Source organism: Lactococcus taiwanensis (genome assembly GCF_017068355.1).
GTDB lineage: Bacteria > Bacillota > Bacilli > Lactobacillales > Streptococcaceae > Lactococcus > Lactococcus taiwanensis.
Genome location: NZ_CP070872.1, coordinates 548810 through 572664, shown reverse-complemented (window position 1 = coordinate 572664; position 23855 = coordinate 548810). Strand labels below are relative to the sequence as shown.

The window sequence follows — 23855 nt, the reverse complement described above, 5'->3', positions numbered from 1 at the left end:
AACTTTGTGAATTTTATACTTTGTAAATTTTTAGTAAATTATCCTAAAATTTTGAGCATTAAAAAAGCCCCTGATTAGGGACCTTCTCATCTTGTTATCCTTTTAGTTAGGCTTGCCACATGGTTTTACCATCAAAAGCTGCTCCTACAGGTAATTGTTCTGAAAGTTCAATAATCCCTCTTACTTCAGGGGCATTGGGTAATTCCAATTCACGCGCCGAGCAGAGCATTCCATAAGAAGGAACACCTCTCAAAGCACCAGGAAAAATCAGTGCCCCATTTGGCATCATCGCACCTGGTAGAGCGGCGACTGTTTTGAGTCCAACCGCTGCATTAGGTGCGCCACATACGATTTGTACTGGGTCCGCACATCCAATATTAACTTTACAAATGTGCAGATGATCAGAATCTGCATGGTCTTTCATTTCAACAATTTCGGCAACTACAAATTTAGGTTGAGCGTCATGGACCAGTACATCGCTAAAACCAGCTTTTTTAAGTTCTTTATTCAAAACTTGAACATCACTTGCTGAAAGCTTGATTTGACCATTGGCTGACAGATTGGTCAGTAATTTTTTAGCCCCAAAAATATTCCATGCTACGGTTTCTCCTGTCTCTTGCAAAAAGACACGTGCCACTTTTCCCTTGCGTTCAAAGTTCACTTTTTGACCCTTATCATTTGCTACGATCAACATTAAAACATCGCCAACATGTGTATTGTAAGTTGCAATCATTTTCTTAAATTTCCTTTAAATTTCCCATTATTCAATAAGAGAAGCGTAAGTCAGGCTTACGCTTTTCTGTGTATTTTGTGTTCCCTTGGTTAACCCTGCTGACAGGTCTGTCAGTAAATTATTTAGCGCTCGCCAAGAAGGTGTTAACTTCTTCTTTAGTCTTACGTAGTTTATTGACAAGACGGGCTTTTTCTTTACCATTCTCTAATACAACAAAACTAGGAATCCCCATGATTCCCCATTCGATAGCCACATCCATAAACTGATCTCGATCAACTTCTACAAATTCAAATTCTGGATTTTCAGCTTCGATTTCAGGCATCTTAGGTTTAATAAAGTTACAATCTCCACACCAACCAGCAGTGAAGAAGAAGACTCTTCTACCTGGAGCCTTCACAAGTTCCGCTAAGCTTTCCATATTTTCTGGAATAATCATTTTCTTTCCTTTCTTAATTAACTTCTACAAGAAGTATAAAACTTTATTAATCATAAAGCTACTTCTTTTATTTCTAAAAGTTCTAAAGTTTGAGCGTTTATTTGAAACATAACGGCGTGATCCCCACTAACAACACCTCCCTCAAAGTAAGCGCCTTGCTTGGGTTCTTCAAAAATCCAAACGGCATCAATTTGACGAGCTGAAAAGTGCTGACGTGCTGTGTCAGTAAGCTCTCGTAGTAGATTTTCTTCCATGGTTTTATAGCCATGATAAACTACATGAGCAGCTGCTGCACTCGCTACAACGCCCAAACCAAACTTTAGTATTTTTTTCATATGGAAATTTTAACATATTTCCTGTTATAATTATAGTGTAAATCATCAAAAGTTGACCGAATCATCAGAAAATGTGACGCTCCTTTGTAGAGGAGCTGGTACCCAGCCTTAATTTTACATTGACTGACCGCGCCATCAGCCAACTTTAACAATTTTTGGAGGAAAAAATGGAACTCTTTGACAAAGTAAAAGCTCTGACGGAAATCCAAGCCACATCTGGTTTCGAAGGACCTGTCCGTGATTATTTAAAAAAACGTATGGTGGAGTTGGGCTACACCCCCGAATTTGACGGTTTGGGTGGTATTTTTGTAACGAAAACCTCAAAAGTGGAAAATGCCCCACGAATTATGGTTGCCGCTCACATGGACGAAGTAGGCTTTATGGTTAGTGCCATCAAATCGGATGGAACACTCCGTGTTGTGCCACTTGGTGGCTGGAATCCATTAGTGGTCTCAGGTCAACGCTTTACACTCTTTACGCGCACGGGCCAAAAAATCCCTGTCGTCACAGGTGGACTTCCTCCTCACCTTTTAAGAGGGACTGGTGCAACTCCACAAATGCCAGCGCTCTCGGATATCGTTTTTGATGCGGCTTTTGAAGACGCTGCTGAAGCTGTACAATACGGCGTGGCTCAAGGCGACGTCATCATCCCTGAAACAGAAACTATCTTGACAGCAAATGGTAAAAACGTCATGTCAAAAGCTTGGGATAATCGCTACGGTTGTTTGATGATTCTTGAACTCCTCGAATTTTTAGCTGATAAAGAACTTCCCGTGACACTGATTGTAGGTGCGAACGTCCAAGAAGAAGTTGGCTTACGTGGTGCAAAAGTTTCCACCACGAAGTTCAAACCTGAGCTTTTCTTTGCAGTCGATTGTTCACCAGCTAGCGATACCTTCGGTGATGATAACGGTCAACTAGGTCAAGGAACGACTTTACGCTTCTTTGATCCAGGTCACATCATGCTCCCCGGCTTAAAGAATTTCCTCCTCAACACAGCTGAAACCGCAAAGGTCAAAACACAAGTTTATATGGCCAAAGGCGGGACAGATGCTGGAGCAGCCCACTTAGCAAACGAAGGCATTCCTTCAACTACCATCGGTGTAGTGGCTCGTTATATCCATAGTCATCAAACTATTTTTAACTTAGACGACTTTAGTCAGGCTCAAAACTTTTTACGCGCCATTGTCACACATCTAAACGCTGATCAAGTAGCCCAAATCAAAAATTACTAATAATTTCGCTGAAAAAGGTTACTGACAGCTTTGTCAGTGACCTTATTCTATGAGAGGATATAAAAAAATACATCAGAAACTTTTCTGATGTATTTTTTTATCGTTTTTGAACTTGCAGAAGGCTAGTTAAAGTTAAAATTAGGTAATATCGTTTTCCAACCTGCTGCTCTATCAGCCGCTGTACCGCCTATAGCGTAGTCGTACGTTGTAGTAGGTGCACCAGATTTGGTTGCCCAAAAGCTTGTCGTCGTAGCCCCACCCAGATTAACCGTTTGGGTCTTACCACTTGCAAGTTTCACAGAAACTTTACCCGGTTTTTGTCCAGTGGAGACTAAGACCTTACTCTTGGTTACATTAGAATCTTTGTTGGGATCTGTAAACTTCTTACCTGGTCCAAAAATATTGGGATCAGCAGCATTGATTGCGTTAACCAACTGAGCAGTGAAAGCCGCATTATTGATATACCCAGAATTTTTTGACATCCCTGAGTTATCATCGTGACCAGCCCAACCCCCTAAGGTTACCGTTGGAGTTGAAAGCATCATCCAGACGTCCGTATAATTATCGGTTGTCCCAGTTTTACCCGCCCAAGCAACATCTGTTGCCAGGGTAGGGTTGATCGTTTGCAAATTCTCATAAAACTTACTTGTTTTTTGAGATTTCACAACATCTTGCAACATGTACTCCATGATTGTAGAGGTAGCCTCAGAATAAACCTGAGTTCCTCCAGTATCTTTATGTTGGTAAATCACATTTCCCGCATCATCTTTGATACTTTCGACAACGTACCACGGCTCGTACTTTCCACCATTTGCTAAGGTTTGATAACCGTTTGTATGCTGAACAACAGTCGGGTCAATTCCCCCTCCTAAAGGTAAAGATTCAACAGAGTAATCCGAAACTTGGTAACCCATTTTAGTCATATAAGGTTCAACAGATTTTCCCTTATCTTGAATCATTTTGTAAGTCCAATAGGCTGGAATATTGTAAGAGACATTTAGAGCTTCAGAAAATGGCATCATCGCAGTCCCTTTGGAACCCACGTGTTCTATATCTTGACCACTGGAATACTTGGCAGGATAGTTAGATAAAACACTCGCTGAACCCATTAGCCCCATATCGATAGCTGGACCATAAGCTAAAATCGGTTTAATCGAAGAACCTGGGGAACGTTCAGTATCAAAGGCATGATTGACTTGACTTTGAGAATAATCGAGCCCACCAATGAAACCATAAACTGCTCCAGTCTTATTATCCATAAGTACATTCCCTGTCTGAATAAGCCCTGTTCCATCTTGCATGAGGCTACCGTAGGTCGCAACAGCATTTTGCATCGCATTATAGACTGACTGATTAATCGTAGTAGTAACTGTATAGCCTTTATTTTGTAAGGATTGTTCAGCTAAATCTTTATAGTGCTGTTTTGTACTATCATTACCGAGCTCCGTAGCTGAAACTTTGTCACGCTTGATGAGATAGTTATAAACCTCTGTAACTGCCTCATTGTACACTACATTATAAAGGTAACCATGTTCTTGGGATTGCACTTGCGCTGGTTGCAAGAACTCTTTAGAAATGTCTTCAGCTTTATATTTCTCATAATCAGCTTTATTAATATACCCTCCACGATAAAGGTTAAATAAAACCTCTTTTTGTCGAGCAATCCCGTACGCCATATTTTCTTTAGATTTCAGAGAACCATCAGAAGCATAAGGCGAATAAACGATTGGGCTTTGCGGAAGACCTGCGATGAAAGCTGCTTCGGGAACCGTTAAATCTTTCGCAGACTTGCCAAAAATTCCTTTGGCCGCTTCTTGAACCCCAGCAATATTTTGTCCCTTGTTATTCCGACCAAAAGGTGAGACATTAAGATAATCGGTCAAAATTTGATCCTTGCTCAAATAATTATTTAGATTGAGGGCATAGACAATTTCACTGGCTTTACGTTGGAAAGTCACACTATCTCCCAAAACTTGTTGCTTAATAAGCTGTTGGGTAAGCGTGGAACCACCGGAGCTTGTACCGCCCCCCACAGAACCAAGTATCCCACGGACAACTGCCTTTGGAACAACCCCTTTGTTTGTCCTAAAACTATCGTCTTCCGTTGCGATTAGAGCGTTTTTGACATTCTCAGAAATCTGGTCGCTCGATACAGTGACACGCACGAGATCGCTTGAAATATCAGAAATAGACTGTCCATTACTGTAATTAATAACTGATACACCGTGGATATCATTGATTTTAGCAAGCATCTCTTGTTTGTCTGGTAACTTTGTTTTCTCCACCAAGCGTGCAAAATAGCCAACACCTGCAGATGCAGCAAAAACGCCAATTACCACAAATATAATACCGAAAATAATACTAATTCCGCGTACCACAGTAAAGGTAGTCGACCAGACCGTTTTTTCATCTTGCTTAGGTTGATTTGATTGATTCTTTTTATTTTTAGGTTGAAAATTTTTCTTCGCATTTTTCTTTGTTTTTCGTCTTTTATTTTCCATCTTTTCATTAAGACGACTACGCACTTCTTTTTGCGAATCGATTGGCTCTTTTTTCATGCCCTTATTATATCAAATTTAAAGCGATTTTTCGCCATTTTCGGAAATAATTTTTGGAATTTGATATAATATAAAGCAACGTTGTTGTTTTTACATTTTTGTTGGAGCAGAACGACTCAATCATATAGAAAGGATTTTTTTATGAACATTTTTGACGAACTTAAAGCACGTGGTTTAATTTTCCAAACAACCGACGAAGATGCGCTACGTAAGGCGCTCACGGAGGGAATGGTTTCCTATTATGTAGGCTATGATCCCACAGCTGATTCTCTTCATCTTGGAAATTTAGTACAAATCTTGACAATGCGTCGCTTACAGTTGGCGGGACATAAACCATATGCTCTTGTTGGTGGTGCAACTGGCTTGATTGGTGACCCTTCATTTAAAGATTCTGAGCGCTCGCTTCAAACAAAAGACACAGTTACCGCTTGGTCTGAAAAAATCCGTGCCCAACTTGAACGTTTTCTTGATTTTGACAATGGTGAAAACAAGGCTGAGATGACAAACAACTACAATTGGTTCGAAAATCTGACATTTATCGACTTCTTACGTGATGTTGGTAAACATTTTACTGTCAATTACATGATTTCGAAGGATTCTGTCAAGTCTCGTATGGAAACAGGAATTTCTTATACAGAGTTCGCTTACCAAATTATGCAAGGCTATGATTTTTACGAACTCAATCAACTGCACAATGTGACTTTACAACTTGGTGGTTCTGACCAATGGGGTAACATGACTGCTGGTACTGAACTTTTACGCCGAAAGGCTGATAAACAAGGGCACGTCATCACAATTCCTTTGATTACAGATTCTACTGGGAAGAAATTTGGTAAATCTGAAGGAAATGCTATTTGGCTCGATGCTGACAAAACTTCACCGTATGAAATGTACCAATTTTGGCTGAATGTTGATGATGCTGATGCTGTAAAAATGCTCAAAATTTTCACTTTTCTTTCATTAGAAGAGATTGCTGAAATCGAAAAAGAATTTGATGCAGCTCGTCATGAACGCTTAGCACAAAAAGTGCTGGCGCGCGAAGTAGTGACTTTAGTCCATGGTAAAGAAGCTTATGAGCAAGCTGTGAAAACTACTGAAATTTTGTTTGGTGGTGGTGATTTACGCCAACTGGATGCCAAATCAATCTTGGCTGGGCTTAAAGGTGCACCTCATCATCATGTCGAGGCGGATGAAAACTTGGCCTTGCTGGAACTTTTGATTTCTGCTGGTATTGTTAATTCTAAACGTCAAGCCCGTGAGGATATTACAAATGGTGCGATTTATATCAATGGCGAACGGATTCAAGATTTAGACTACATCTTATCTGATGCTGATAAAATCGAAAACCAACTGACGGTTATCCGTCGTGGTAAAAAGAGAAATTTTGTTCTTTCTTACTAACTGAGCTGACCGGATGGTCAGTTTTTTTAATCCTAAAGATGCTACAAATGGGACTTAATAAGTGCAAAAAAAAGTAAAGCTTCCTCTTTCATTTTTATTTCTTTGTGTTATAATGTCAATACTGATTATGTTTTTAGGTGATGGAAATGATAGATAAAAAATTTGAAGAAAAGTTAAAAAACCTTCGCGAATTATACCTTGATAAACGGCCAGAAAAATCTGCTGAAGAACAAGCCCAAGCACTAGAAGCATACACAAAGCTGACAGACGAAGAAAAGGCTACTAAACTTCGTCATCAACTCGAGATGCTTTCTGAGAAACTTGTTAAACTTGATGAAAAGTTAGGCGAACTTCGCGCAGAAAAAGCCAGCAAGGCTGATATTTCCGAACTTAAATACTATATTGATGCTGTCAAAAATAAAAAGATGATACTCGAGCAAAAACTTGAGCTCATTGAAGGCGGCGAATTTGATGCGGCACGTCGTGAAAAGGTTAAACGTCAACTGACCGACCTTGAATTAAAACGTTGCCGTGCCTTATTGAGCAAAAAAGATTGCTCAAAGATTGATGAAAAAATTGCTCTTAAAAAAGAAGCAATGAAACGTTTAAAATAAATAAATCATTCACACTTTTATACTCCTCAGATTAACTGAGGATTTTAGATGAGCCTAACTTATAAAGCTTTTGTGCTTGATTATTAATTGAATGAAAGGAATCTATGCTCCATACTATTTTCTATGTCATCGTTTTCCTTCTAACCCTTGTTCTTTCCAATGTTCTTAATAAAGTCTTCCCAAAACTTGCCCTCCCCCTCATTCAAGTGGTTTTTGGGTTGATTTTGGGTTTTTTTGGTGCAGATGATATTCTTCATGTTGCTCCTGAATTTTTCCTTGGTTTTATTATTGCTCCCTTGCTTTTTCGTGAAAGCGAAGAGGCCGATGTTAAGCATATTTTAAAACACAGTAAGATTATTCTTGTACTGATATTTCCACTGGTTTTTATCACTACACTGGGGCTTGGATTGTTATCACACTGGGTATACGTTGGAATTCCTCTAGCGGCTTGCTTTGCTTTAGGCGCCAGCTTAGCTCCCACCGATGCTGTGGCTGTCGGTGCGTTGTCCAAAAACTTTAGTTTTCCAAAACGGGTCATGAGTATTCTACAAGGGGAAGGTCTGCTCAATGATGCTTCCGGAATCATCGCCTTTCAGATTGCCCTAGTGGCTTTGGTAACTGGTTATTTCTCTTTGCCTGATGCAACGATGAAGCTAGTTATCGCTGCCATTGGTGGTGCAGCTATTGGTTTTGTCCTCATTTATTTTAAGGGCCTGGTCTTACGGTTACTTGAAGATGTTGATGCACGGGATGTCTCAGGATATTTACTCTTAGAATTAGCCGTGCCTTTATCTGCCTTTTTGATCGCTGAAGAATTAGGTGTTTCGGGTATTATTGCTGCTGTAGTAGCTGGGGTTATGTCCGCCAATGGTTTAAAGAGAACCACTTTATTTGATGCACAAGTTGCCAAGTTAAAGAGTACAATCTGGGATACTCTGACTTTTATTCTGAACTCAATCGTCTTCTTCTTCCTTGGAATTGAACTTTATCAACTGGTGGTCCCACTTTTGGTGAATCCGGTCTACTCATCGACTCACCTTCTCCTCCTCACAGTTATTTTAACCCTTGGACTTTTCGTCTTACGTTTTTTGGTTATCAGTTTTTATTATTGGATCCAATCGCTTCGGCGTAAACAACTTTTTTCTGCTTACTGGAATGATATTTTACTTTTAACATTTGCAGGCTCTAAAGGCACAGTAAGTATTGCGACCATCCTCTTGATTCCACGTGATGTAAGTGATGTGCAACCTGTTCTGGTCTTCTTAGCTGCGGCTGTGACTGGACTAAGCTTTTTAGTCGGGATGTTCATTTTGCCCTTCTTTGCCGTTAAAAAAGTGGTCAAGGTGGATAATCTTGCCAAGATTTCAATCTTGTCAGATGTTGTTGACGAATTGCGCAATGACATGAAAAAAGCTAAAAATAAGCAAGGTTATAATATCGCTATTGATGCCTATCAAGAGCGGATTCAACAACTTATTATTGAACAAGAGTCAACAGATATGGCCGTGGATTACAATGATCTGCAACTGCTTATTATTCGGATTGAATCAGAAGGTTTAGAGGCTGCACTACGCGAAAATAAAATTTCACTGTACACGTATCGAACCTACCAACGTTATATTCGTTCATTAGAAACAAGTATTGTCCATTCTCTTGTTTCGAGTTTCCAATTCGCTTATGTCATTATGATGCGAACTTTCCATCTGCTTATGTCTAAGCTTCTACATGTGGACTTTTATTTCAAAAAAACAAAGGCTGTGATGTTAACGACGCGTGATGAAATTACTGAGCTTTACTTTAATAACACTGAACTTATTTTGCAAGCTTTGGATAATTTGAATGGCGTTTTTGATGAACAATTGCTCAACTTTCTGCAAGCAGAACGTCTGAGAACATCTGAGATTGTTGCAGCTGGTGGACACATTTCTCGTGTCATGAACAAAGCTCAGCCTAACAATCTGACTGAGATGATGCGCGCTTATTACCTCGAGCGCAAAGTAATTTTTGAATACGAAGCGGCAGGTGATATTACGGCACGTGAAGCTAGGGAAATGCGTATCAATGTAAACGTACTGGAAGATTATTCATTGGCTAGCAATCATCATACTTTACTTTTTGAGTTTCTTGAACGTCGTAAAAAAGCAAATAAGAACTGACCGTCTGATCAGTTCTTTTTCTTAACCTTATTTTCATTGGTATGCACATCAAAAGTTGCTGACCAATCCGTCAGTAACTTTTTTTAGATAAAAATAAAAAAGCTCTCTTAGAAGAGCTTTTTTTATTAGAAAGTTTGAGCTGCTGCTTCAACTTTAGCGATAAATTCAGCAAGCAAGGCGTCTGCTTTATCAGGATCATAAGCATGCCCTTCAACAGCAATTTGTTTGAAATCAGCTCCGATGAAGTTAAAGATCGCAGACATATAAACGGTCGCTGGATCTTGTGCGCCATAAACTCCCCCGTTAGCTTGAAGATGCAATACTTTTTTTCCACCTGCAAGTCCAACAGGACCTTCAGCCGTATACTTAAAGGTTTTACCAGCCACATTCACAGTATCAACCCAAGATTTCAATTCTGCAGGAATCATCAGATTATACATTGGATTGGCGATAACCACTTTATCTGCTGCCAAAAACTGTTCTGTGAGTTCACCGAAACGGGCCAACTTTTCTTGCTGTGAAGCTGTCAATTGGGCACCTTCGCCAGCAAACATCGCACTTACTAGCTCCGTATTGAGTGAAGGGATTGTACCATCAAAAACATCGAGGACTTCGATTTCATCTGTAGGATGAGCAGCTTTGTAAGCAGCAACAAATGCGTCAAGTCCCTTAAGTGACATAGAGTAGTCAGCAGTCAGGGGATGTCCTTTAACAACGAGAAGTTTAGTCATAATTCATTTCCTTTTTTATAATGATATGAGAATCATTATATCAAACTTTTTCGTAAACCTGAACAAAAAAGTACGTGAACATTTACACATGTAAACTCATCGAAAGCTCTGACAGCCTCATCAGTAAAAAAACAACCTTTTCAGGTTGTCTTATGCGCTTTTTTTACGACCTAATAAGCGAATCAGCCCTAAAATCCAGGTAATCAGTACTAAAAAAGTAGAGAAATAAAAGGCCACATGAAAACCATGTAAAAATGCAGTGGGTTGGTTAGGAAGATAAGTATTAACCCGATAACCCAGCGTACTTGACATTGCAGTAAATAGGATAAGCGTAGCCAACGACGTTCCCAAAACAAATGCCATATTCCGCGCTAATGAATTAACGGATCCTGCAATCCCAAGATATTGCCGCTCAACACTTTCCATGATTAAAGCATTATTTGGACTCTGGAAGATTCCCATTGACATTCCTTGAAAAGCAATAATAACTACCACAAACCATGGTGCTGAATGTGGGTTAATTAGTAAGTAACCCAGTTGAGATAAAACAATTCCTGAGATACCTACAAAAGTTACAATTTCCTTATCCATCTTATCAGCAATTGAGCCTGCTAAAGGGCTAGCAATGAGCATTGCAACAGGATAAGCCATCATAAATAGACCAGCCAAACCTGGTGCATAAGCTCTAAAGTCTTGCAGGTAAAACGGCAGTAAAATGCTTGAAAACATTGCTACTGTAAAGTTAAAAAGTGCCATAATGATACTCATGGTGAACAATTTAGATTTAAAAATTCCTAAATCCAATAGAGGTTTTGCTACTTTTTTCTCCGTTGCAATGAAAGCAACCAATAATATCAAACCAACTATCACCGCAATAATGATCATAGGATTTGTCCATCCCAAAGTTTGACCAAAGTTCAAAGCCAAAAAGAGTAACACAATAACCAAGGTCATCAATGTTCCCCCAGTGACGTCCATATCTGACCATTTTCCTTCGGGGCTCTCTTTAGGAAGTGCACGACTCCCAAAAATCCAAGCAATGATACCTATCGGCACATTAATCCAAAAAATGTAATTCCAACTTGCTACTTGTAAAATTAATCCCCCAAGAGCAGGACCAGCTATTGATCCTACCGAAACAAACATGGCAGAGATTGCCAAGGCACGCGCCCGGCGCTCAGGTGGGAAAATTTCTGAAATGATACCAAAACCAGTAGCCATGAACATTGCGGCCCCTATAGCCTGAACAATCCTTGCAAAGAGCAGAAAACCAAGGCCACCGCCGAAATTTACCCCAGCAAGAAATGAACCTAAAATAAAAATTCCCCAACCAATGCGAGCAATTTTTGATTTACCAATTAAGTCGCCCAAGCGACCAAAAATCAGCACGATAGCTGAAATCACAATTAAATAAATCGTCACTACCCATGTAATTTGAGCCGTAGAAACATGAAGCTCTCTCGACATTGTTGGCAAAGCAATATTTACAATTGAGCCATCCAATGTCGACATAAACGTAAAAATACCAAGCGCAATTAGCGCTTTAATCCGATCAGACATTTTTTTCCTTTCTATGACACAGTCAAAGTTAAGTATGTTCGTACTTTAGAGCAAAAATAAAATATCTTACTTTCCTGTTTTTCTATACTTAAACCTAACAAATTTTTAGAGATAAGAGGAGCGCTTATGCATGATAAGCGCTCCTTTTAATTAACTTTTCTAGTTAATAAATACCATTAGTTATTATAGTCTTGTTTCTTTTCTTTGTCAAGAGTAAACTACGAATCATAGTCTGTCAAAAAGCTACTTCCAAAGAAGTAGCTTTTTCTATAAGAGATCCGCAAAAGTTGCTTCTTCCACTTTTTCTTCCTGATCCCAATTTTCACCGCTGATTGTCGTGAGCATAATGCCATTAACTGCCCGTTCCACCATCCCCTCAACATCGAGACGTTTCTCATATTGTAAACAATTCTCTAATTTCGGATTTGTTTTGGGTGCAGGAGGAGCAAACACAGTGCAACAATCTTCAAAAGGTAAGATGGATAGATCAAAAGTATCTATTTTTTCAGCAATTTCAATAATTTCTATTTTATCCATTGTCACAACAGGACGAATCACTGGCGTTGTGGTTACTTCATTAATAACAGACATAGAACCCAAAGTTTGACTAGCTACTTGACCTAAAGACTCACCATTAATAATAACTTTTCCACCACGAGCTTCACGGATACGGTCAACCACGCGCATCATGAAACGCCGAGTTAAGGTCATCAAATAGGCTTGGGGGGCTTTTGCTTTTATTTCTTCTTGAATTTCAGTAAAAGGCACTTCGATAAATGTAATAGAACCCCCAAAAGCTGTCAATTTTGCAGCAAGATCTTTCGCTTTCTTTAACGCGCCAGGTGACGTATAAGGAGGACTCGCAAAATGAACGGCCTCGATTTCGACCCCCCGTTTCAAAGCTAAATAACCTGCAACAGGTGAATCAATTCCTCCTGAGAGCATTAAATGCCCACGCCCAGCAGTTCCGACGGGCATCCCGCCAGCTCCTTTTAGAGTTTCATAACTTAAATAAGCTGCATCTGGTCGTATTTCGACACGCAAGGTAATATCAGGTTGTTTCATTTGTACCTTCGCATAGTCAAAATTATCAAAAACTACATCCCCTAAAGTCATATTTAATTCCGTAGAATCTAACTCAAATTGGTGATCTGCCCTACGTGCTGCAATTTTGAAGGTCATCCCTTCCCTATAAATTTCCTTAAATAAAGTAATAACTGCCTCTTTAAGTATCGGTACTGATTTTTCAACTTTAATTGAAGGTGAAAAATTTTGGATACCAAACACCTTTGACAGGCGACGAGAGACTTCTTGATAATCTGCGCCATTTAGTAAAATATGTGCTCGATCACGTACTGCTGTAATCTTTAATTCTGTAAGATCAGATAAGACCTCATGAAGATTTTTTGCTAGACGATTAATGAAAAAACCTCGGTTCTTACCTTTCGTAGAAAGTTCGCCATAGCGAACCATAATTTCATCGTAAACTACCATATTAACCCATTTATTTCTATAAATTTTGCCTGATTCCTTGATTTACACCAGACTTTGCTCAATTATTATAACAAAATTTCTAAAAAAGTTCTGGCTCATTAGAAAAATAAAGAAAAATATATCTTTTTTCTTTATTTAAGAAGTAAACTAATCAAAATAAAGGCCAAAATCACTTGGAATAAGAGGGTAGAAATCCCATAAATGAGTAATTTTTTTCCTGCTTTAACAAATTCTACAAGATTAAGACGCAACCCAATTGCCGCAAGTGCAATAGTTTCGCACCAACCTGAAATGAATTTAGCAGTAGCCGAAAGCTCAGGGGCAAAATGCACAAAAGTATCGAGGGTACAAAGCAGGAGAAAACCCATCACATACCAAGGAAGAAAAGATTGCCGTTTCAGCTTAATGTCCGAAGGAGAAGTCTCAATTTTCCGTTCTTTTTGGTGTCTAGTCCCAAAATAAAGGACAACAAAGACAAGGAGAATGATGCGCATGATTTTAAACAGAGTTGCTAGGGTTGTCGTTTCCGAATTGACCATTGTCGCTGAGGCTACTACCTGTCCGACAGACTGCTCTGTTCCACCAATCAGAGCTCCTCTCAATAAATCATTAGAACCAAATAGCCACGTCCCAATAAGAGGAAGAGTGAGCATCAAAATAGTCCCCATCAGATTAACCATTGCAATTGAGGTGCGCTTCTCGCCTGTATCTGCTCCTATAACTGGCTCGACTGCAGCAATCGCTGAAGATCCACAAACTGCATTACCGGAGGCCATAAGTACCGTGATATTATGCGAGAAGCCTATTTTTTTACCTATAAATAAAACAAATATGATTGTGGCAATCATCTGCAAAATAATAAAGCCTACCCCTGACCAACCCAGCTTTCCAATCGTTTGAAAAGTAACCGTAGCTCCTAAAAACATCACTGAGAATTCTAACAACTTTTTCTCTGACCAGGCCGTCCCCAAAAAGAGTATTGGCTGCTTAAAATATACGTTCCCTAAAATAATTCCTAGTAATATTGCAATGGTGGCTGCGCCTAAACCCTGCAAGACAAAACGATTGAGTAAATAGCTTACTATAGCTATTATCAAAGCCATTGAAAAACCAGGTCCAATTTTAGATAAGTCCTGTGTTTTTCTTTTCAATAAATCCATCTCTCTTCTCCTACTCTTTTTAAAAACTACTTTCTCTAGTTTACACACTCAAACTATTTTTGTAAAATAAATTATTCTTATTGCTTTAATTACTTTTTTTAATTATTACTTATGAGAAGACAAATAAATAAATGGATAAATAAAATAACCGAAAAAGCGCGACTTAAAGCGGTTACCATCAAAAAAATAACTGTCAATTTTTTAAAAATATGTTAAAATAGAGAGAATAAAATTTACAAGGAGTACTATTTTGGCTGAAATTGAAGAACTTAATGACCAAATGAAAGTCCGCCGTGAAAAAATGGAAAATCTGCGTGAGGCAGGAATTGACCCATTTGGACATAAATTTACCCGCACACACAACTCTCAACAGTTGCACGAAGCCTATGATGAAAAATCAAAAGAAGAGTTGCATGAACTTGCACTTCAAGGTATCGTAGCTGGTCGTTTAATGACAAAGCGTGGTAAAGGAAAAGTCGGCTTTGCACATATTCAAGACCGTGAAGGTCAAATTCAACTCTATGTCCGCAAGGATGAAGTCGGCGAAGAAAATTATCAAATTTTCAAAAAATCTGACCTCGGAGATTTCCTTGGCGTTGAAGGCGAAATCATGAAAACTGATATGGGTGAATTGTCAATTAAAGCCAAAAAATTGACTTTTCTCTCAAAAGCGCTTCGTCCTTTGCCTGAAAAATTCCATGGTTTGACTGATACTGAAACACGTTATCGTAAACGTTATTTGGATTTGATTTCAAATAAAGAAAGCTTCAATCGTTTTGTGATGCGTTCTAAAATTATCAGTGAAATCCGTCGTTATATGGATGGTCGTGGATATCTTGAAGTTGAAACACCAGTGCTTAACAATGAAGCCGGTGGTGCTGCTGCTCGTCCATTCTATACTCATCACAATACACTTGATATTGATATGGCGCTTCGGATTGCGACGGAATTGCATTTGAAACGTTTGATTGTTGGTGGAATGGAAAAAGTTTATGAACTTGGCCGTGTCTTCCGTAACGAAGGAATGGATATGACTCATAATCCAGAATTCACAACAATGGAATCTTATGAAGCTTATGCTGATTTTGAAGACATCATGGATTTGACAGAAGGAATCTTCCAACACGTTGCTAAAACAGTGGTCGGTCAAGATGTTCTTGAATACGATGGTAAAGAAATCAATGTTGGTGGAAAATTCAAACGTGTTCACATGGTTGATGCCATCAAGGAAGTTGCTGGAGTTGATTTCTGGCCTGAAATGACTTTTGAAGAAGCAACAGCTCTTGCAAAAGAACATGATATTCATGTTGAAAAACATTTCACTTCTGTTGGTCATATCATTAACGAATTCTTTGAAAAATATGTTGAAGAAACTTTGATTCAACCTACTTTCGTTTTTGGTCATCCAAAAGAAATTTCCCCACTTGCTAAAATGAACGAGAAAGACCCACGTTTTACTGATCGCTTTGAATTGTTCATCAACGGTAAAGAATACGCCAATGCTTTCAGCGAATTGAATGACCCAATTGATCAATTGGAACGTTTCGAAGCGCAGGCTAAAGCCAAAGAACTTGGGGATGATGAAGCAACTGGTGTCGATTATGATTATATCGAGGCGCTCGAACACGGTATGCCACCAACAGGTGGACTTGGTATCGGGATTGACCGTTTAGTAATGCTCTTTACTGGCACAACTTCAATCCGTGACGTTTTACTTTTCCCAACCATGAAATAAATAAAAGACCTTTACTTTAGAGTAAAGGTTTTTTTCTATCAAATTAAAGTGAACCGCTCATCTAGAATTTTAATCTGATTTCTAGGTATTCCAACAGCGATAATCTTTCTATCACGAGTGACATAAAGAGCACCATAAACCCCACGACCCTCTAGTAACCTTTTTTCTTGAGGTTTGTCAGCAAAGAAGAGACGTGTCGTTTCAATCTCACCATCAATTGATTTTTTAGAAAAGACGGTGACGCTCGCAATCCGGTTATCATGGGGATATCCTGTTTCAGGATCAATTATATGGTGATATTTTTTTCCACCTATGTCGAGGTAGCGCTCAGAAATACCTGAAGTCACAACGGAGCCTTCGCACGTAATAATTTGTACAATGGATTGCCTACTGTTATCGAGTGGGTTTCTAATGCCTACTCGCCATTGCCCATCTGAATGGTGCGGAGAATCACCCATCAAGATGAGATTACCTCCCAGATTAATAATGCCTCTCTCGTAACCTTTGGCATGCCATAAATCCTGTATCCGATCAGCGATATAACCCTTAGCAATCCCTCCTAAATCTAATTCCATGCCTTTCTGGGGAAGAAAAACAGAAAAAGTCTCATCTTTCAGTAAAATATGATCAGGGTTACTTAACACAAGTTGTTTTTGAATTTCCTTTTCAGCTGGAAGTTTAGCGTCTAAAAAACCAATATGCCAAAGTTTTACTAAAGGCCCAATTGCCGCATTAAAACCAAAATGTTCCTGGCTTTTTTGTATGGCAAGTTTGGTTAACTGATAGACTGGAGCTGAAACTTGAACTGCCTCTAGCCCCGCTGAAAGGTTAATAGCCATAAGTTCAGACGTTTCTCTATTAACTGTTAAAAGTTCCTCATAGTACTGAATTAACGCAAACGCTTCATCTAATAACTCTTTTGACTGAGTGCCAAAAAGGGTCAGTTCTATAACTGTCCCAAGGGCACGGTATTTTTTTGAAATCTTATGAAGTGCGAACGGCTCTTTTTTTTTCATGATTTTTTCCTATGTGGCCTGTTAATGACTGAATAGCTTTCTCAACTCATACTATTTGGAGTCCTTTAGAGGAGCAAGCCAGTCGTCTGAATCATCAAGCAACTGTTGATAGACGGAGGGTTCACTTTGATCGGGAATTTCATATTCTGAAGCACCCGTATCAGCATCTGATACTGCAGAAAATTCAAATTGAACCTCTTCTTGCCACTGTCCATCCATGTTTGGATCTAAACCATTTGATAATTCTAGCTCGTGTAAGAGATGATCATCTGATTCTTTTGTTTCCTCACTTTGATGCAACGGTTTTAAAATTCGACAATAAGAGACAAATGCTTTAAAACACTGCTCTAACCACTCTATCGTTTGAGCCTCTCTCAAATCATCTTGCTCATTGAAAGCTGCCTTCGCATGTCCTAACAAGAATTGGTGTGTGGGAAGAACAAAAGCCTCCACTCCTGGAGAACTTAAAACTTGCCGTAAATTTTCTTGAGCAAATACAGTTCCCAAACTTCCGAGAGAAGTTCCAACAATCATCACTGGCTTCTGAGCAAGTACTTTAACTGGCCCCCAGGAAAGCCATTCGATGATTGATTTAAGGGCAGCAGTGATTGCGTGATCATATTCTGGGGTAGAAAAAATGATACCGTCGGCAGTTTCGATTGCGTCCGCAATTCTTTTTACATCCTTAGGCACTGTCGCTTCATCTTCACAAAAAAGTGGCAAACCTGCTAGTTCCATAACTTCAATGTTTGCTTGATCACTAAAGTGTTTTTTCATATACCACAGCAGTTTTCGGTTATAAGAAAAACTTGCGTTTGTTCCTACAATTGCTATATATTTCATTATCTCTCTCTTTTTTGAAAGTATCTGATGTCTGATTGTATTACTTTTCTTTACTTATCAAATGATAAGTAGCTTACCATGACATCAGTCTATTAAAATCCTTTTAACTTCTATTCTATCACATGACCGCATTTTACACGCTAAAAAGCGACGCCTTTTAAGACATCGCTTTTTTATTTTTCTCGGCTTAAATCGACTTCTTCAAGTGGAATAATTTTAGTATTATATTTCCACTTATAACCAAAATAGAGCACAATGAAAATCGGAATTGCTGCATACATAGCTAACCCTTCTCCCCAATGGTCACTGAAAAGTAAAGATGGATCAAGGTTAATCGCAATCGCTGCAGTCATTAATAAGGCCACAATAGGACCGAAAGGAAACCATTTTGCCTTGTAAGGTAGATCATCAAGATTTTTACCTTGAGTAATATATGCTCGCCGAAAGCGAATATGACTTACAGATATCCCAAGCCAAGCCAGAAATCCCGTCAGTGAGGATAAATCAACTAGAAACAGGTAAATTTGTGTCCCAAATATTCCCGTCAAAAAAGCAATAAGACAAATGATTGTAGTCGCCAACAAAGCGTAAAAAGGAATTCCGTTTTTAGCAGTACGTCCGAAAAATCTTGGTGCACCTTTTTCCTGTCCTAGTGAATAAAGAATCCGCGTAGAGGCATACATAACAGAGTTTGCAGAGGAAATAACTGACGTTAAAATGACCGCGTTCATTACTGAAGCTGCGACAGCAAAACCAATATTTTTGAAAACAATTGTGAAGGGACTCATCACAGCAGTAGAATTTGGATTGAGTAGGCGTGGATCATTGGAATTAATGATCGCAGCAATGATTACAATAGAAAAAATGTAAAAGAGCAAAATACGCCAAAAGATTGAATTCATAGCTTTAGGAATAGATTTCCCCGGATTTTCAGACTCACCTGCAGTGACACCTAGTAACTCTGTTCCTTGAAATGAAAAGCCAGCAATTAAAAGTACGCCTACAAAGCCCGAGATTCCTCCAACAAAACCGTGGTTCCCTGCTGATAGATTAGCCATCACATCCACATTGCCTTGTCCTAACACACCAACGATCGTTAAAATGCCTATGATCAAAAAAAGTACAATAGTAATAACTTTGATTGTAGAAAGCCAATACTCTGTTTCACCAAAAGCACCAACTGCTAATACATTAATTATGAAAATTAAGATTGTAGCTATTCCCGAAAATATCCAAGAAGGGACATGCGGAAACCAGAATTGCGTAATAAGACCAGCTGTTGTTAGGTCTACTGCTATTGTAATGGCGCCATTAATCCAATAATTCCACCCAAGGGCAAAACCAAAGGCAGGGTCAACGTAACGTCCACCATAGTCTGAAAACGAACCCGATGTTGGTAAGTAAGTTGCCATCTCGCCAAGTGAGGTCATTACGAAATAAACCATAATTCCGATAAAACAGTAGGCCAACACAGAACCCCAAGGTCCTGCTTGACTAATGGTGGCACCTGAAGTTAAAAATAAACCCGTCCCAATCGTACCCCCAAGAGCAATCATTGTTATATGGCGCTGTTTAAGGTTGCGCTTTACCTGATTTTGCTTTTCCAAAATTTTTACCTATTATATTTACTTTTTTTAAATGAAAACTACGACCTTTCTATTTTATCACTTTGTGAGCTAAAGTGCTCTTACAAATCAATTTTCGCTGAAAAATACGACAGTTCGCTTATCCTTCCGCTGATAACTGGTCGCTCTCCATCAAGTTCTACTATAAGTTGCTCACCGGAAGGTTGTAAAAGCGGAAGATTCTTGAAATCTGATGATTGGTGCGCTTTGACCAGTGCGACTGCCACAGATCCTGATCCACAAGCCGTTTCATAATAAAGCGTTTGAAGACTTTTAACTGAAACAATAGGCTGAATCCTTATAAAATCAGTAAAAATGACACCTAGGCACTCGGCTTGTTCCTGATAACAATCCATAATTTTTTGTGCCTCTTGTTGAGGCGCCTTTTTCAAACCCACACAAACCAGATGGGTAATTCCTGGCAAGCGTACTTTGTAGATCCCTTGGGCTAGTAGCGTCACATTATCCACTAACTTTGAAAAACGAGGTATTTCTGCCCAAGTTCTATTGTTTTCGATCCCAACACGAATTGTCCAAGATCCATCGTAAACTTTCAGAGAAAGTACTCCTTCTTCTCCATGTAGATATTCGTAAGCTGCGCAACGACTAGCGTTTCCACAGAATTCGCCTCCTGCCATTAGCAATTGTGGGGAGCCAGTTGTTGAAATAAATCCCACTTGTTCAACATCAGGGTGTCGCGTTAAGATGTCGTCATTAATTTCTTTTCGGATCGTATTTTCTTCAACTAAACCCAGAACGAGGGCTGTCTTATTACCCCCAGGATAATAAATTTTATAAGAGTAATCCATTTTATTTACCAGGATAGACATCTCTACCAAACCATTTTTGTGAAATCTTAGCAAATTGTCCATTTTTGACAAGTCGATCAATTCCTTGGTTAATTTTCGTGATCAATTCTTTATCGGTTTTACGCGCACCAACTGCGGTAGGTTCACTAGTATAATTCATCAAGAGCGTATTATAATCACTTCCTAGTTTATTTTGTTTTAAATAATAATCACCATAAACTTGGTCAACAAGTAAGCCATCTATTCGACCGTTTTGAAGATCAAGGAACCCTTGATCAAAATTACTATACTGAGTGATTGTCTTACCAGATACGACATTTTTTAAGACCTCAGGTTGGGCATTGAAATCTGAATAACCTGATGAACCTGATTGCACACCAACTGTCTTACCTTTCATATCAGCAGTTTTGGTAATTTTAGCTTCAGCTTTGGTAATTAGTTCTTGTTGACCCGCCATATACGGTTTAGAAAAGAGAACTTGTTTTTCACGTGCTTTAGTTACTGTATAGCCATTCCAGATAAGATCTATGTCACCCTTTTTAAGTTCGGCTTCTTTCATTGACCAATTAATTGGTTGCCATTTTACTTTAATGTCATATTCTTTAAATACAGCATTTGCTAAATCTATATCAAATCCTTGGTTTGTATTATCTTTAGCTTTAAAGCCCATCGGTACAAAAGTATTATCAAAACCAATGGTAATTGTTTTAGTTTTTTCGGCTGTTTTCCATGTATCATTTTTCTTTTGGCTCGCTGTGGAGCTTGAACAAGCAACCAAAAGGAAACCTGCGCCGACCGTCAAACTTGTGAGTGCTATTTTTTTCATCATATTCATTTTATTTTCTCCATTTTTATCTCTTCAATTATTGGTTACTGTTTTATTTTCAACTGACAGAACGGTCAGTCAGCAGAAATTCGCGGATTAACTTGTAAAATCTTATCTGCTACTTTTTCAGCAAAAGAAAGATCATGGGTCACAACAATCTGTGTCGCCCCTCGCTTTTTATTAGCAAGGAGTAGCTCTGCAACTTGATCTCTAAGCGCTGGATCTAGCGCACTCGTTGGTTCATCGTAACAAATAATTTCTGGATCAATCATCATTGCCCGAGCCAACGCAACCCTTTGTTTTTGCCCTCCCGAGAGCGCATAGGGATAAAGTGAGGCTAGTTCCTGTAATTCTAGCCCTTCTAAAATTTGCTTGGCTTTTTCTATCGCTGCTTTTTTAGTAGTTTTTTGTGTCTTGATTGGACTAAGAATTAAATTTTCTAATACACTCAAGTGCGGAAATAGTTGAAAATCTTGAAAAACAAAACCAAAACGTGCCTGATCAAATAACTGATTTTCAAGTTGGTAAACTTCTTCGTTTAAACTAATAGTGGCTTGATCAATAGGTTCCAAACCTGCAAGCATTCGTAAAAGTGTTGTTTTTCCTCCGCCAGAAGGACCCACAATTGCAAGAATTTCATTTTTACTCACTAGTAAATTAAACTTTTCAAAAATAATTTTCTCTTGAAACTTCTTACTTAAATTTTTTATTTCTAACATATTTTCCTCACTTATAAAAATTGAATTTTTTTTCAAGTTGTTTGGCTAAAAGAGTCAAAATACCAATAAACACTAAGTAAAACAAGCCAGCCATAAACATTGGTACAAGAGTCACATCGCGATTCATCGCGGTTTGAGCAGCCAACACAATATCAAATAAACCAACAATATAAACCAAAGAGCTATCTTTAACAAGATTAATCACTTCATTCATTGCACTAGGTAAAACAATCTTAGCAACTTGGGGAAGGATAATCAGTCGTGCTGTTTGCCAAGGAGTAAATTTAAGGACTTTTGCTGCTTCATATTGTCCCTGTGGAATAGCAGCAATTCCCCCTCGGAAAATCTCGGCAAAATAAGCAGCATAATTTAGAACGAAGGCGATAAGACAAGCAAACAACCGACTTTGAATATTTAGACCTACAAGAGGTAAGCCATAGTAGACCGTGATAATTTGCAAAAGTAGGGGGGTCCCTCGCATGATCCACACATAAAAATTTAACAACCACTTAATTACTGGTAAACGCATAAGGAAAGCGCATAAGCCCCCTAGTGGAATAGCTAGAATGAGTGTAATGATAAAAACTTGAAGGGTAACAATAAATCCCTGAGCGAGTTGTGGGAAAATCTCAAAAAGATAAGACATTTTTTTCCTTTCTAAATCTTTAATTATCAGAATTTTCAGACTGATATAAGTAAACAAATAACCTTTGTCTATATTTATTTTTTTGAAAATAAAATTTACAAAGGCAAGTACGAACAAATAAAAAGACCGGCTGTCTTTTACAACCGGTCTTCTTGAGAATCACCGGCATAGATACTTGAGCGTACTCTAAAGCTGTATCTATACCTACTGTATGACACAACTTTTATCTATGCACATGATGATGGAGTGAAGATAAATTATAGTTATACATTTGTGATTCTCCTTTCTTGATTTTTTTCTATTCTATACCTTTTTCATAAAAATTGCAAGAAGTTTGTGATAGAAATTTATAATTGTCCATTTTTATGTTAAAATATTGCTATGAATAAGAAACAATCACCTCTCCTTTATGTGGGATTAGGGGTCGTTCTCATTGTAGTTGTTGGCTTATTAATTTTTCTAGCCAATCAACCCAAAAATGATGAAACCTCTACTCAGCAAACTACACAGACAAGTACACAATCCAGTGAACCTACCGGAATCGATGGAAAAAAGACTAGTCAGACAAGTCTTGATAAACTCAAGCTTCCTCAATTGAATGATACTGTCGGTAAAGATGAAGCTGAAGTCGAAATTCAAACAAGTGCTGGAAATATCAAGATTAAACTCTTTCCTAAACTTGCCCCACTCGCAGTTGAAAATTTTCTCACTTTAGCTAAAGAAGACTATTATAAAAATAATGAGTTCTTCCGCGTTATTAAAAATTTCATGATTCAGACAGGTGATCCTTCAAATCAAGGAACTGGTAGTAAATCGGTCGTGAATGACAATCAGCCTTTTGCAACAGAGATTTCAAACCAACTTTACAACATCCGTGGCGCTTTATCATTGGCGAACACTGGTCAAGCCAATTCAAGTAGCTCCCAATTCTTCATCGTTCAAAATGCTGAAGATATGAGCAGTCAACTTTCTAATTTTTTACGTCCTTCAAAGATTGAGGATGCTTATAAAAAAGGGGGATACCCTAGCCTTGATGGCAGTTATACCGTGTTTGGACAAGTTATTTCGGGCATGGATGTTGTTGACAAGATCGCTTCTGCTGAAGTTGAAACCAATTCATCTGGAGAAAGTTCTTCCCCAGTAAAACCTGAAAAAATTACAGGAATTAAAGTAATCAAAGATTGGAAATTTTAACATAAAAAGTTACTGACAGCTTCGTCAGT

General features: G+C 38.6%; 21 protein-coding genes. 6 read left to right on the top strand and 15 right to left on the bottom strand.

The window, feature by feature from the left end; translation table 11 throughout:
* Positions 1-106: 106 nt before the first annotated feature.
* The 3 genes from ytpR to JW886_RS02845 form a co-directional block, all read right to left on the bottom strand.
* Positions 107-733, bottom strand: coding sequence for a YtpR family tRNA-binding protein (gene ytpR / locus JW886_RS02855; protein ID WP_075524799.1), 627 nt, complete (start codon positions 731-733; stop codon positions 107-109).
* Positions 734-851: 118 nt separating this feature from the next.
* On the bottom strand, positions 852-1169 hold the full coding sequence (locus tag JW886_RS02850) for a thioredoxin family protein (RefSeq protein ID WP_075524800.1): 318 nt from the start codon (positions 1167-1169) through the stop codon (positions 852-854).
* A gap of 50 nt (positions 1170-1219) precedes the next feature.
* On the bottom strand, positions 1220-1504 hold the full coding sequence (locus tag JW886_RS02845; RefSeq protein WP_075524801.1) for a hypothetical protein: 285 nt from the start codon (positions 1502-1504) through the stop codon (positions 1220-1222).
* 167 nt (positions 1505-1671) lie between these two features.
* Between JW886_RS02845 and pepA the strand changes: the two genes are divergently transcribed.
* Entirely contained in the window at positions 1672-2739 is a 1068-nt protein-coding gene (gene pepA, locus JW886_RS02840; protein WP_205271693.1) for a glutamyl aminopeptidase, read from the top strand.
* Between the two features lie 122 nt (positions 2740-2861).
* On the opposite strand, the gene JW886_RS02835 is transcribed toward pepA, so the two are convergent.
* Positions 2862-5297: a transglycosylase domain-containing protein gene (locus tag JW886_RS02835; protein ID WP_205872269.1), complete on the bottom strand. Its 2436-nt coding sequence runs from the start codon at positions 5295-5297 to the stop codon at positions 2862-2864.
* Positions 5298-5438: 141 nt separating this feature from the next.
* Here JW886_RS02835 and tyrS point away from each other — a divergent pair, with 141 nt between their 5' ends.
* The 3 genes from tyrS (at position 5439) to JW886_RS02820 (ending at position 9468) form a co-directional block, all read left to right on the top strand.
* Complete coding sequence (tyrS, locus tag JW886_RS02830; RefSeq protein WP_205872268.1) at positions 5439-6698, top strand: tyrosine--tRNA ligase; 1260 nt, start codon at positions 5439-5441, stop codon at positions 6696-6698.
* Between the two features lie 146 nt (positions 6699-6844).
* The gene (locus tag JW886_RS02825; RefSeq protein WP_075524805.1) at positions 6845-7312 is read left to right on the top strand and encodes a hypothetical protein; all 468 of its coding nucleotides are present in this window, start codon (positions 6845-6847) and stop codon (positions 7310-7312) included.
* Positions 7313-7416: 104 nt separating this feature from the next.
* Positions 7417-9468, top strand: coding sequence for a cation:proton antiporter (locus tag JW886_RS02820; RefSeq protein ID WP_075524806.1), 2052 nt, complete (start codon positions 7417-7419; stop codon positions 9466-9468).
* A 125-nt stretch (positions 9469-9593) separates the two neighbouring features.
* On the opposite strand, the gene JW886_RS02815 is transcribed toward JW886_RS02820, so the two are convergent.
* The 4 genes from JW886_RS02815 to JW886_RS02800 form a co-directional block, all read right to left on the bottom strand.
* Complete coding sequence (locus JW886_RS02815; protein ID WP_075524807.1) at positions 9594-10199, bottom strand: FMN-dependent NADH-azoreductase; 606 nt, start codon at positions 10197-10199, stop codon at positions 9594-9596.
* Positions 10200-10349: 150 nt separating this feature from the next.
* Complete coding sequence (locus tag JW886_RS02810) at positions 10350-11759, bottom strand: MFS transporter (protein WP_205872267.1); 1410 nt, start codon at positions 11757-11759, stop codon at positions 10350-10352.
* Positions 11760-12026: 267 nt separating this feature from the next.
* Entirely contained in the window at positions 12027-13253 is a 1227-nt protein-coding gene (gene thiI / locus JW886_RS02805) for a tRNA uracil 4-sulfurtransferase ThiI (RefSeq protein WP_200407065.1), read from the bottom strand.
* Positions 13254-13384: 131 nt separating this feature from the next.
* Positions 13385-14356 carry a YeiH family protein gene (locus JW886_RS02800; protein ID WP_420844224.1) on the bottom strand — a complete coding sequence of 324 codons (972 nt, stop codon included), beginning with the start codon at positions 14354-14356 and terminating at the stop codon, positions 13385-13387.
* 337 nt (positions 14357-14693) lie between these two features.
* On the opposite strand from JW886_RS02800, the gene lysS reads away from it, so the two are divergent.
* Positions 14694-16148: a lysine--tRNA ligase gene (lysS, locus tag JW886_RS02795; protein ID WP_205872476.1), complete on the top strand. Its 1455-nt coding sequence runs from the start codon at positions 14694-14696 to the stop codon at positions 16146-16148.
* 38 nt (positions 16149-16186) lie between these two features.
* Here lysS and JW886_RS02790 read toward each other — a convergent pair whose 3' ends face one another.
* From JW886_RS02790 to JW886_RS02760, 7 genes are all read right to left on the bottom strand, one after another.
* Entirely contained in the window at positions 16187-17164 is a 978-nt protein-coding gene (locus JW886_RS02790; RefSeq protein WP_205872265.1) for an FAD:protein FMN transferase, read from the bottom strand.
* A gap of 51 nt (positions 17165-17215) precedes the next feature.
* Positions 17216-18007 (bottom strand): NADPH-dependent FMN reductase, encoded by a 792-nt coding sequence (locus tag JW886_RS02785; protein WP_205872264.1) that lies wholly within the window; start codon positions 18005-18007, stop codon positions 17216-17218.
* Between the two features lie 173 nt (positions 18008-18180).
* On the bottom strand, positions 18181-19614 hold the full coding sequence (locus tag JW886_RS02780) for an amino acid permease (RefSeq protein ID WP_082272288.1): 1434 nt from the start codon (positions 19612-19614) through the stop codon (positions 18181-18183).
* Between the two features lie 80 nt (positions 19615-19694).
* Positions 19695-20441, bottom strand: a complete 747-nt coding sequence (locus JW886_RS02775; protein ID WP_205872263.1) for a histidine racemase CntK family protein — start codon at positions 20439-20441, stop codon at positions 19695-19697.
* A 1-nt stretch (position 20442) separates the two neighbouring features.
* On the bottom strand, positions 20443-21270 hold the full coding sequence (locus tag JW886_RS02770) for an amino acid ABC transporter substrate-binding protein (RefSeq protein WP_205872262.1): 828 nt from the start codon (positions 21268-21270) through the stop codon (positions 20443-20445).
* A 71-nt stretch (positions 21271-21341) separates the two neighbouring features.
* Positions 21342-21986, bottom strand: coding sequence for an amino acid ABC transporter ATP-binding protein (locus JW886_RS02765; RefSeq protein WP_205872261.1), 645 nt, complete (start codon positions 21984-21986; stop codon positions 21342-21344).
* A 7-nt stretch (positions 21987-21993) separates the two neighbouring features.
* Complete coding sequence (locus JW886_RS02760) at positions 21994-22632, bottom strand: amino acid ABC transporter permease (RefSeq protein WP_075524815.1); 639 nt, start codon at positions 22630-22632, stop codon at positions 21994-21996.
* 381 nt (positions 22633-23013) lie between these two features.
* On the opposite strand from JW886_RS02760, the gene JW886_RS02755 reads away from it, so the two are divergent.
* Positions 23014-23826 (top strand): peptidylprolyl isomerase, encoded by an 813-nt coding sequence (locus tag JW886_RS02755; RefSeq protein WP_205872260.1) that lies wholly within the window; start codon positions 23014-23016, stop codon positions 23824-23826.
* Positions 23827-23855 lie beyond the last annotated feature (29 nt).

Coding starts and splice junctions, on each gene's coding strand:
- JW886_RS02820 (WP_075524806.1), top strand. CDS start 7,417: ATGCTCCATACTATTTTCTATGTCATCGTTTTCCTTCTAACCCTTGTT.
- JW886_RS02770 (WP_205872262.1), bottom strand. CDS start 21,270: ATGATGAAAAAAATAGCACTCACAAGTTTGACGGTCGGCGCAGGTTTC.
- JW886_RS02815 (WP_075524807.1), bottom strand. CDS start 10,199: ATGACTAAACTTCTCGTTGTTAAAGGACATCCCCTGACTGCTGACTAC.
- JW886_RS02775 (WP_205872263.1), bottom strand. CDS start 20,441: ATGGATTACTCTTATAAAATTTATTATCCTGGGGGTAATAAGACAGCC.
- JW886_RS02800 (WP_420844224.1), bottom strand. CDS start 14,356: ATGGCTTTGATAATAGCTATAGTAAGCTATTTACTCAATCGTTTTGTC.
- JW886_RS02810 (WP_205872267.1), bottom strand. CDS start 11,759: ATGTCTGATCGGATTAAAGCGCTAATTGCGCTTGGTATTTTTACGTTT.
- tyrS (WP_205872268.1), top strand. CDS start 5,439: ATGAACATTTTTGACGAACTTAAAGCACGTGGTTTAATTTTCCAAACA.
- pepA (WP_205271693.1), top strand. CDS start 1,672: ATGGAACTCTTTGACAAAGTAAAAGCTCTGACGGAAATCCAAGCCACA.
- JW886_RS02845 (WP_075524801.1), bottom strand. CDS start 1,504: ATGAAAAAAATACTAAAGTTTGGTTTGGGCGTTGTAGCGAGTGCAGCA.
- JW886_RS02825 (WP_075524805.1), top strand. CDS start 6,845: ATGATAGATAAAAAATTTGAAGAAAAGTTAAAAAACCTTCGCGAATTA.
- thiI (WP_200407065.1), bottom strand. CDS start 13,253: ATGGTAGTTTACGATGAAATTATGGTTCGCTATGGCGAACTTTCTACG.
- JW886_RS02790 (WP_205872265.1), bottom strand. CDS start 17,164: ATGAAAAAAAAAGAGCCGTTCGCACTTCATAAGATTTCAAAAAAATAC.
- lysS (WP_205872476.1), top strand. CDS start 14,694: ATGAAAGTCCGCCGTGAAAAAATGGAAAATCTGCGTGAGGCAGGAATT.
- JW886_RS02755 (WP_205872260.1), top strand. CDS start 23,014: ATGAATAAGAAACAATCACCTCTCCTTTATGTGGGATTAGGGGTCGTT.
- JW886_RS02835 (WP_205872269.1), bottom strand. CDS start 5,297: ATGAAAAAAGAGCCAATCGATTCGCAAAAAGAAGTGCGTAGTCGTCTT.
- JW886_RS02760 (WP_075524815.1), bottom strand. CDS start 22,632: ATGTCTTATCTTTTTGAGATTTTCCCACAACTCGCTCAGGGATTTATT.
- JW886_RS02765 (WP_205872261.1), bottom strand. CDS start 21,986: ATGTTAGAAATAAAAAATTTAAGTAAGAAGTTTCAAGAGAAAATTATT.
- JW886_RS02850 (WP_075524800.1), bottom strand. CDS start 1,169: ATGATTATTCCAGAAAATATGGAAAGCTTAGCGGAACTTGTGAAGGCT.
- ytpR (WP_075524799.1), bottom strand. CDS start 733: ATGATTGCAACTTACAATACACATGTTGGCGATGTTTTAATGTTGATC.
- JW886_RS02785 (WP_205872264.1), bottom strand. CDS start 18,007: ATGAAATATATAGCAATTGTAGGAACAAACGCAAGTTTTTCTTATAAC.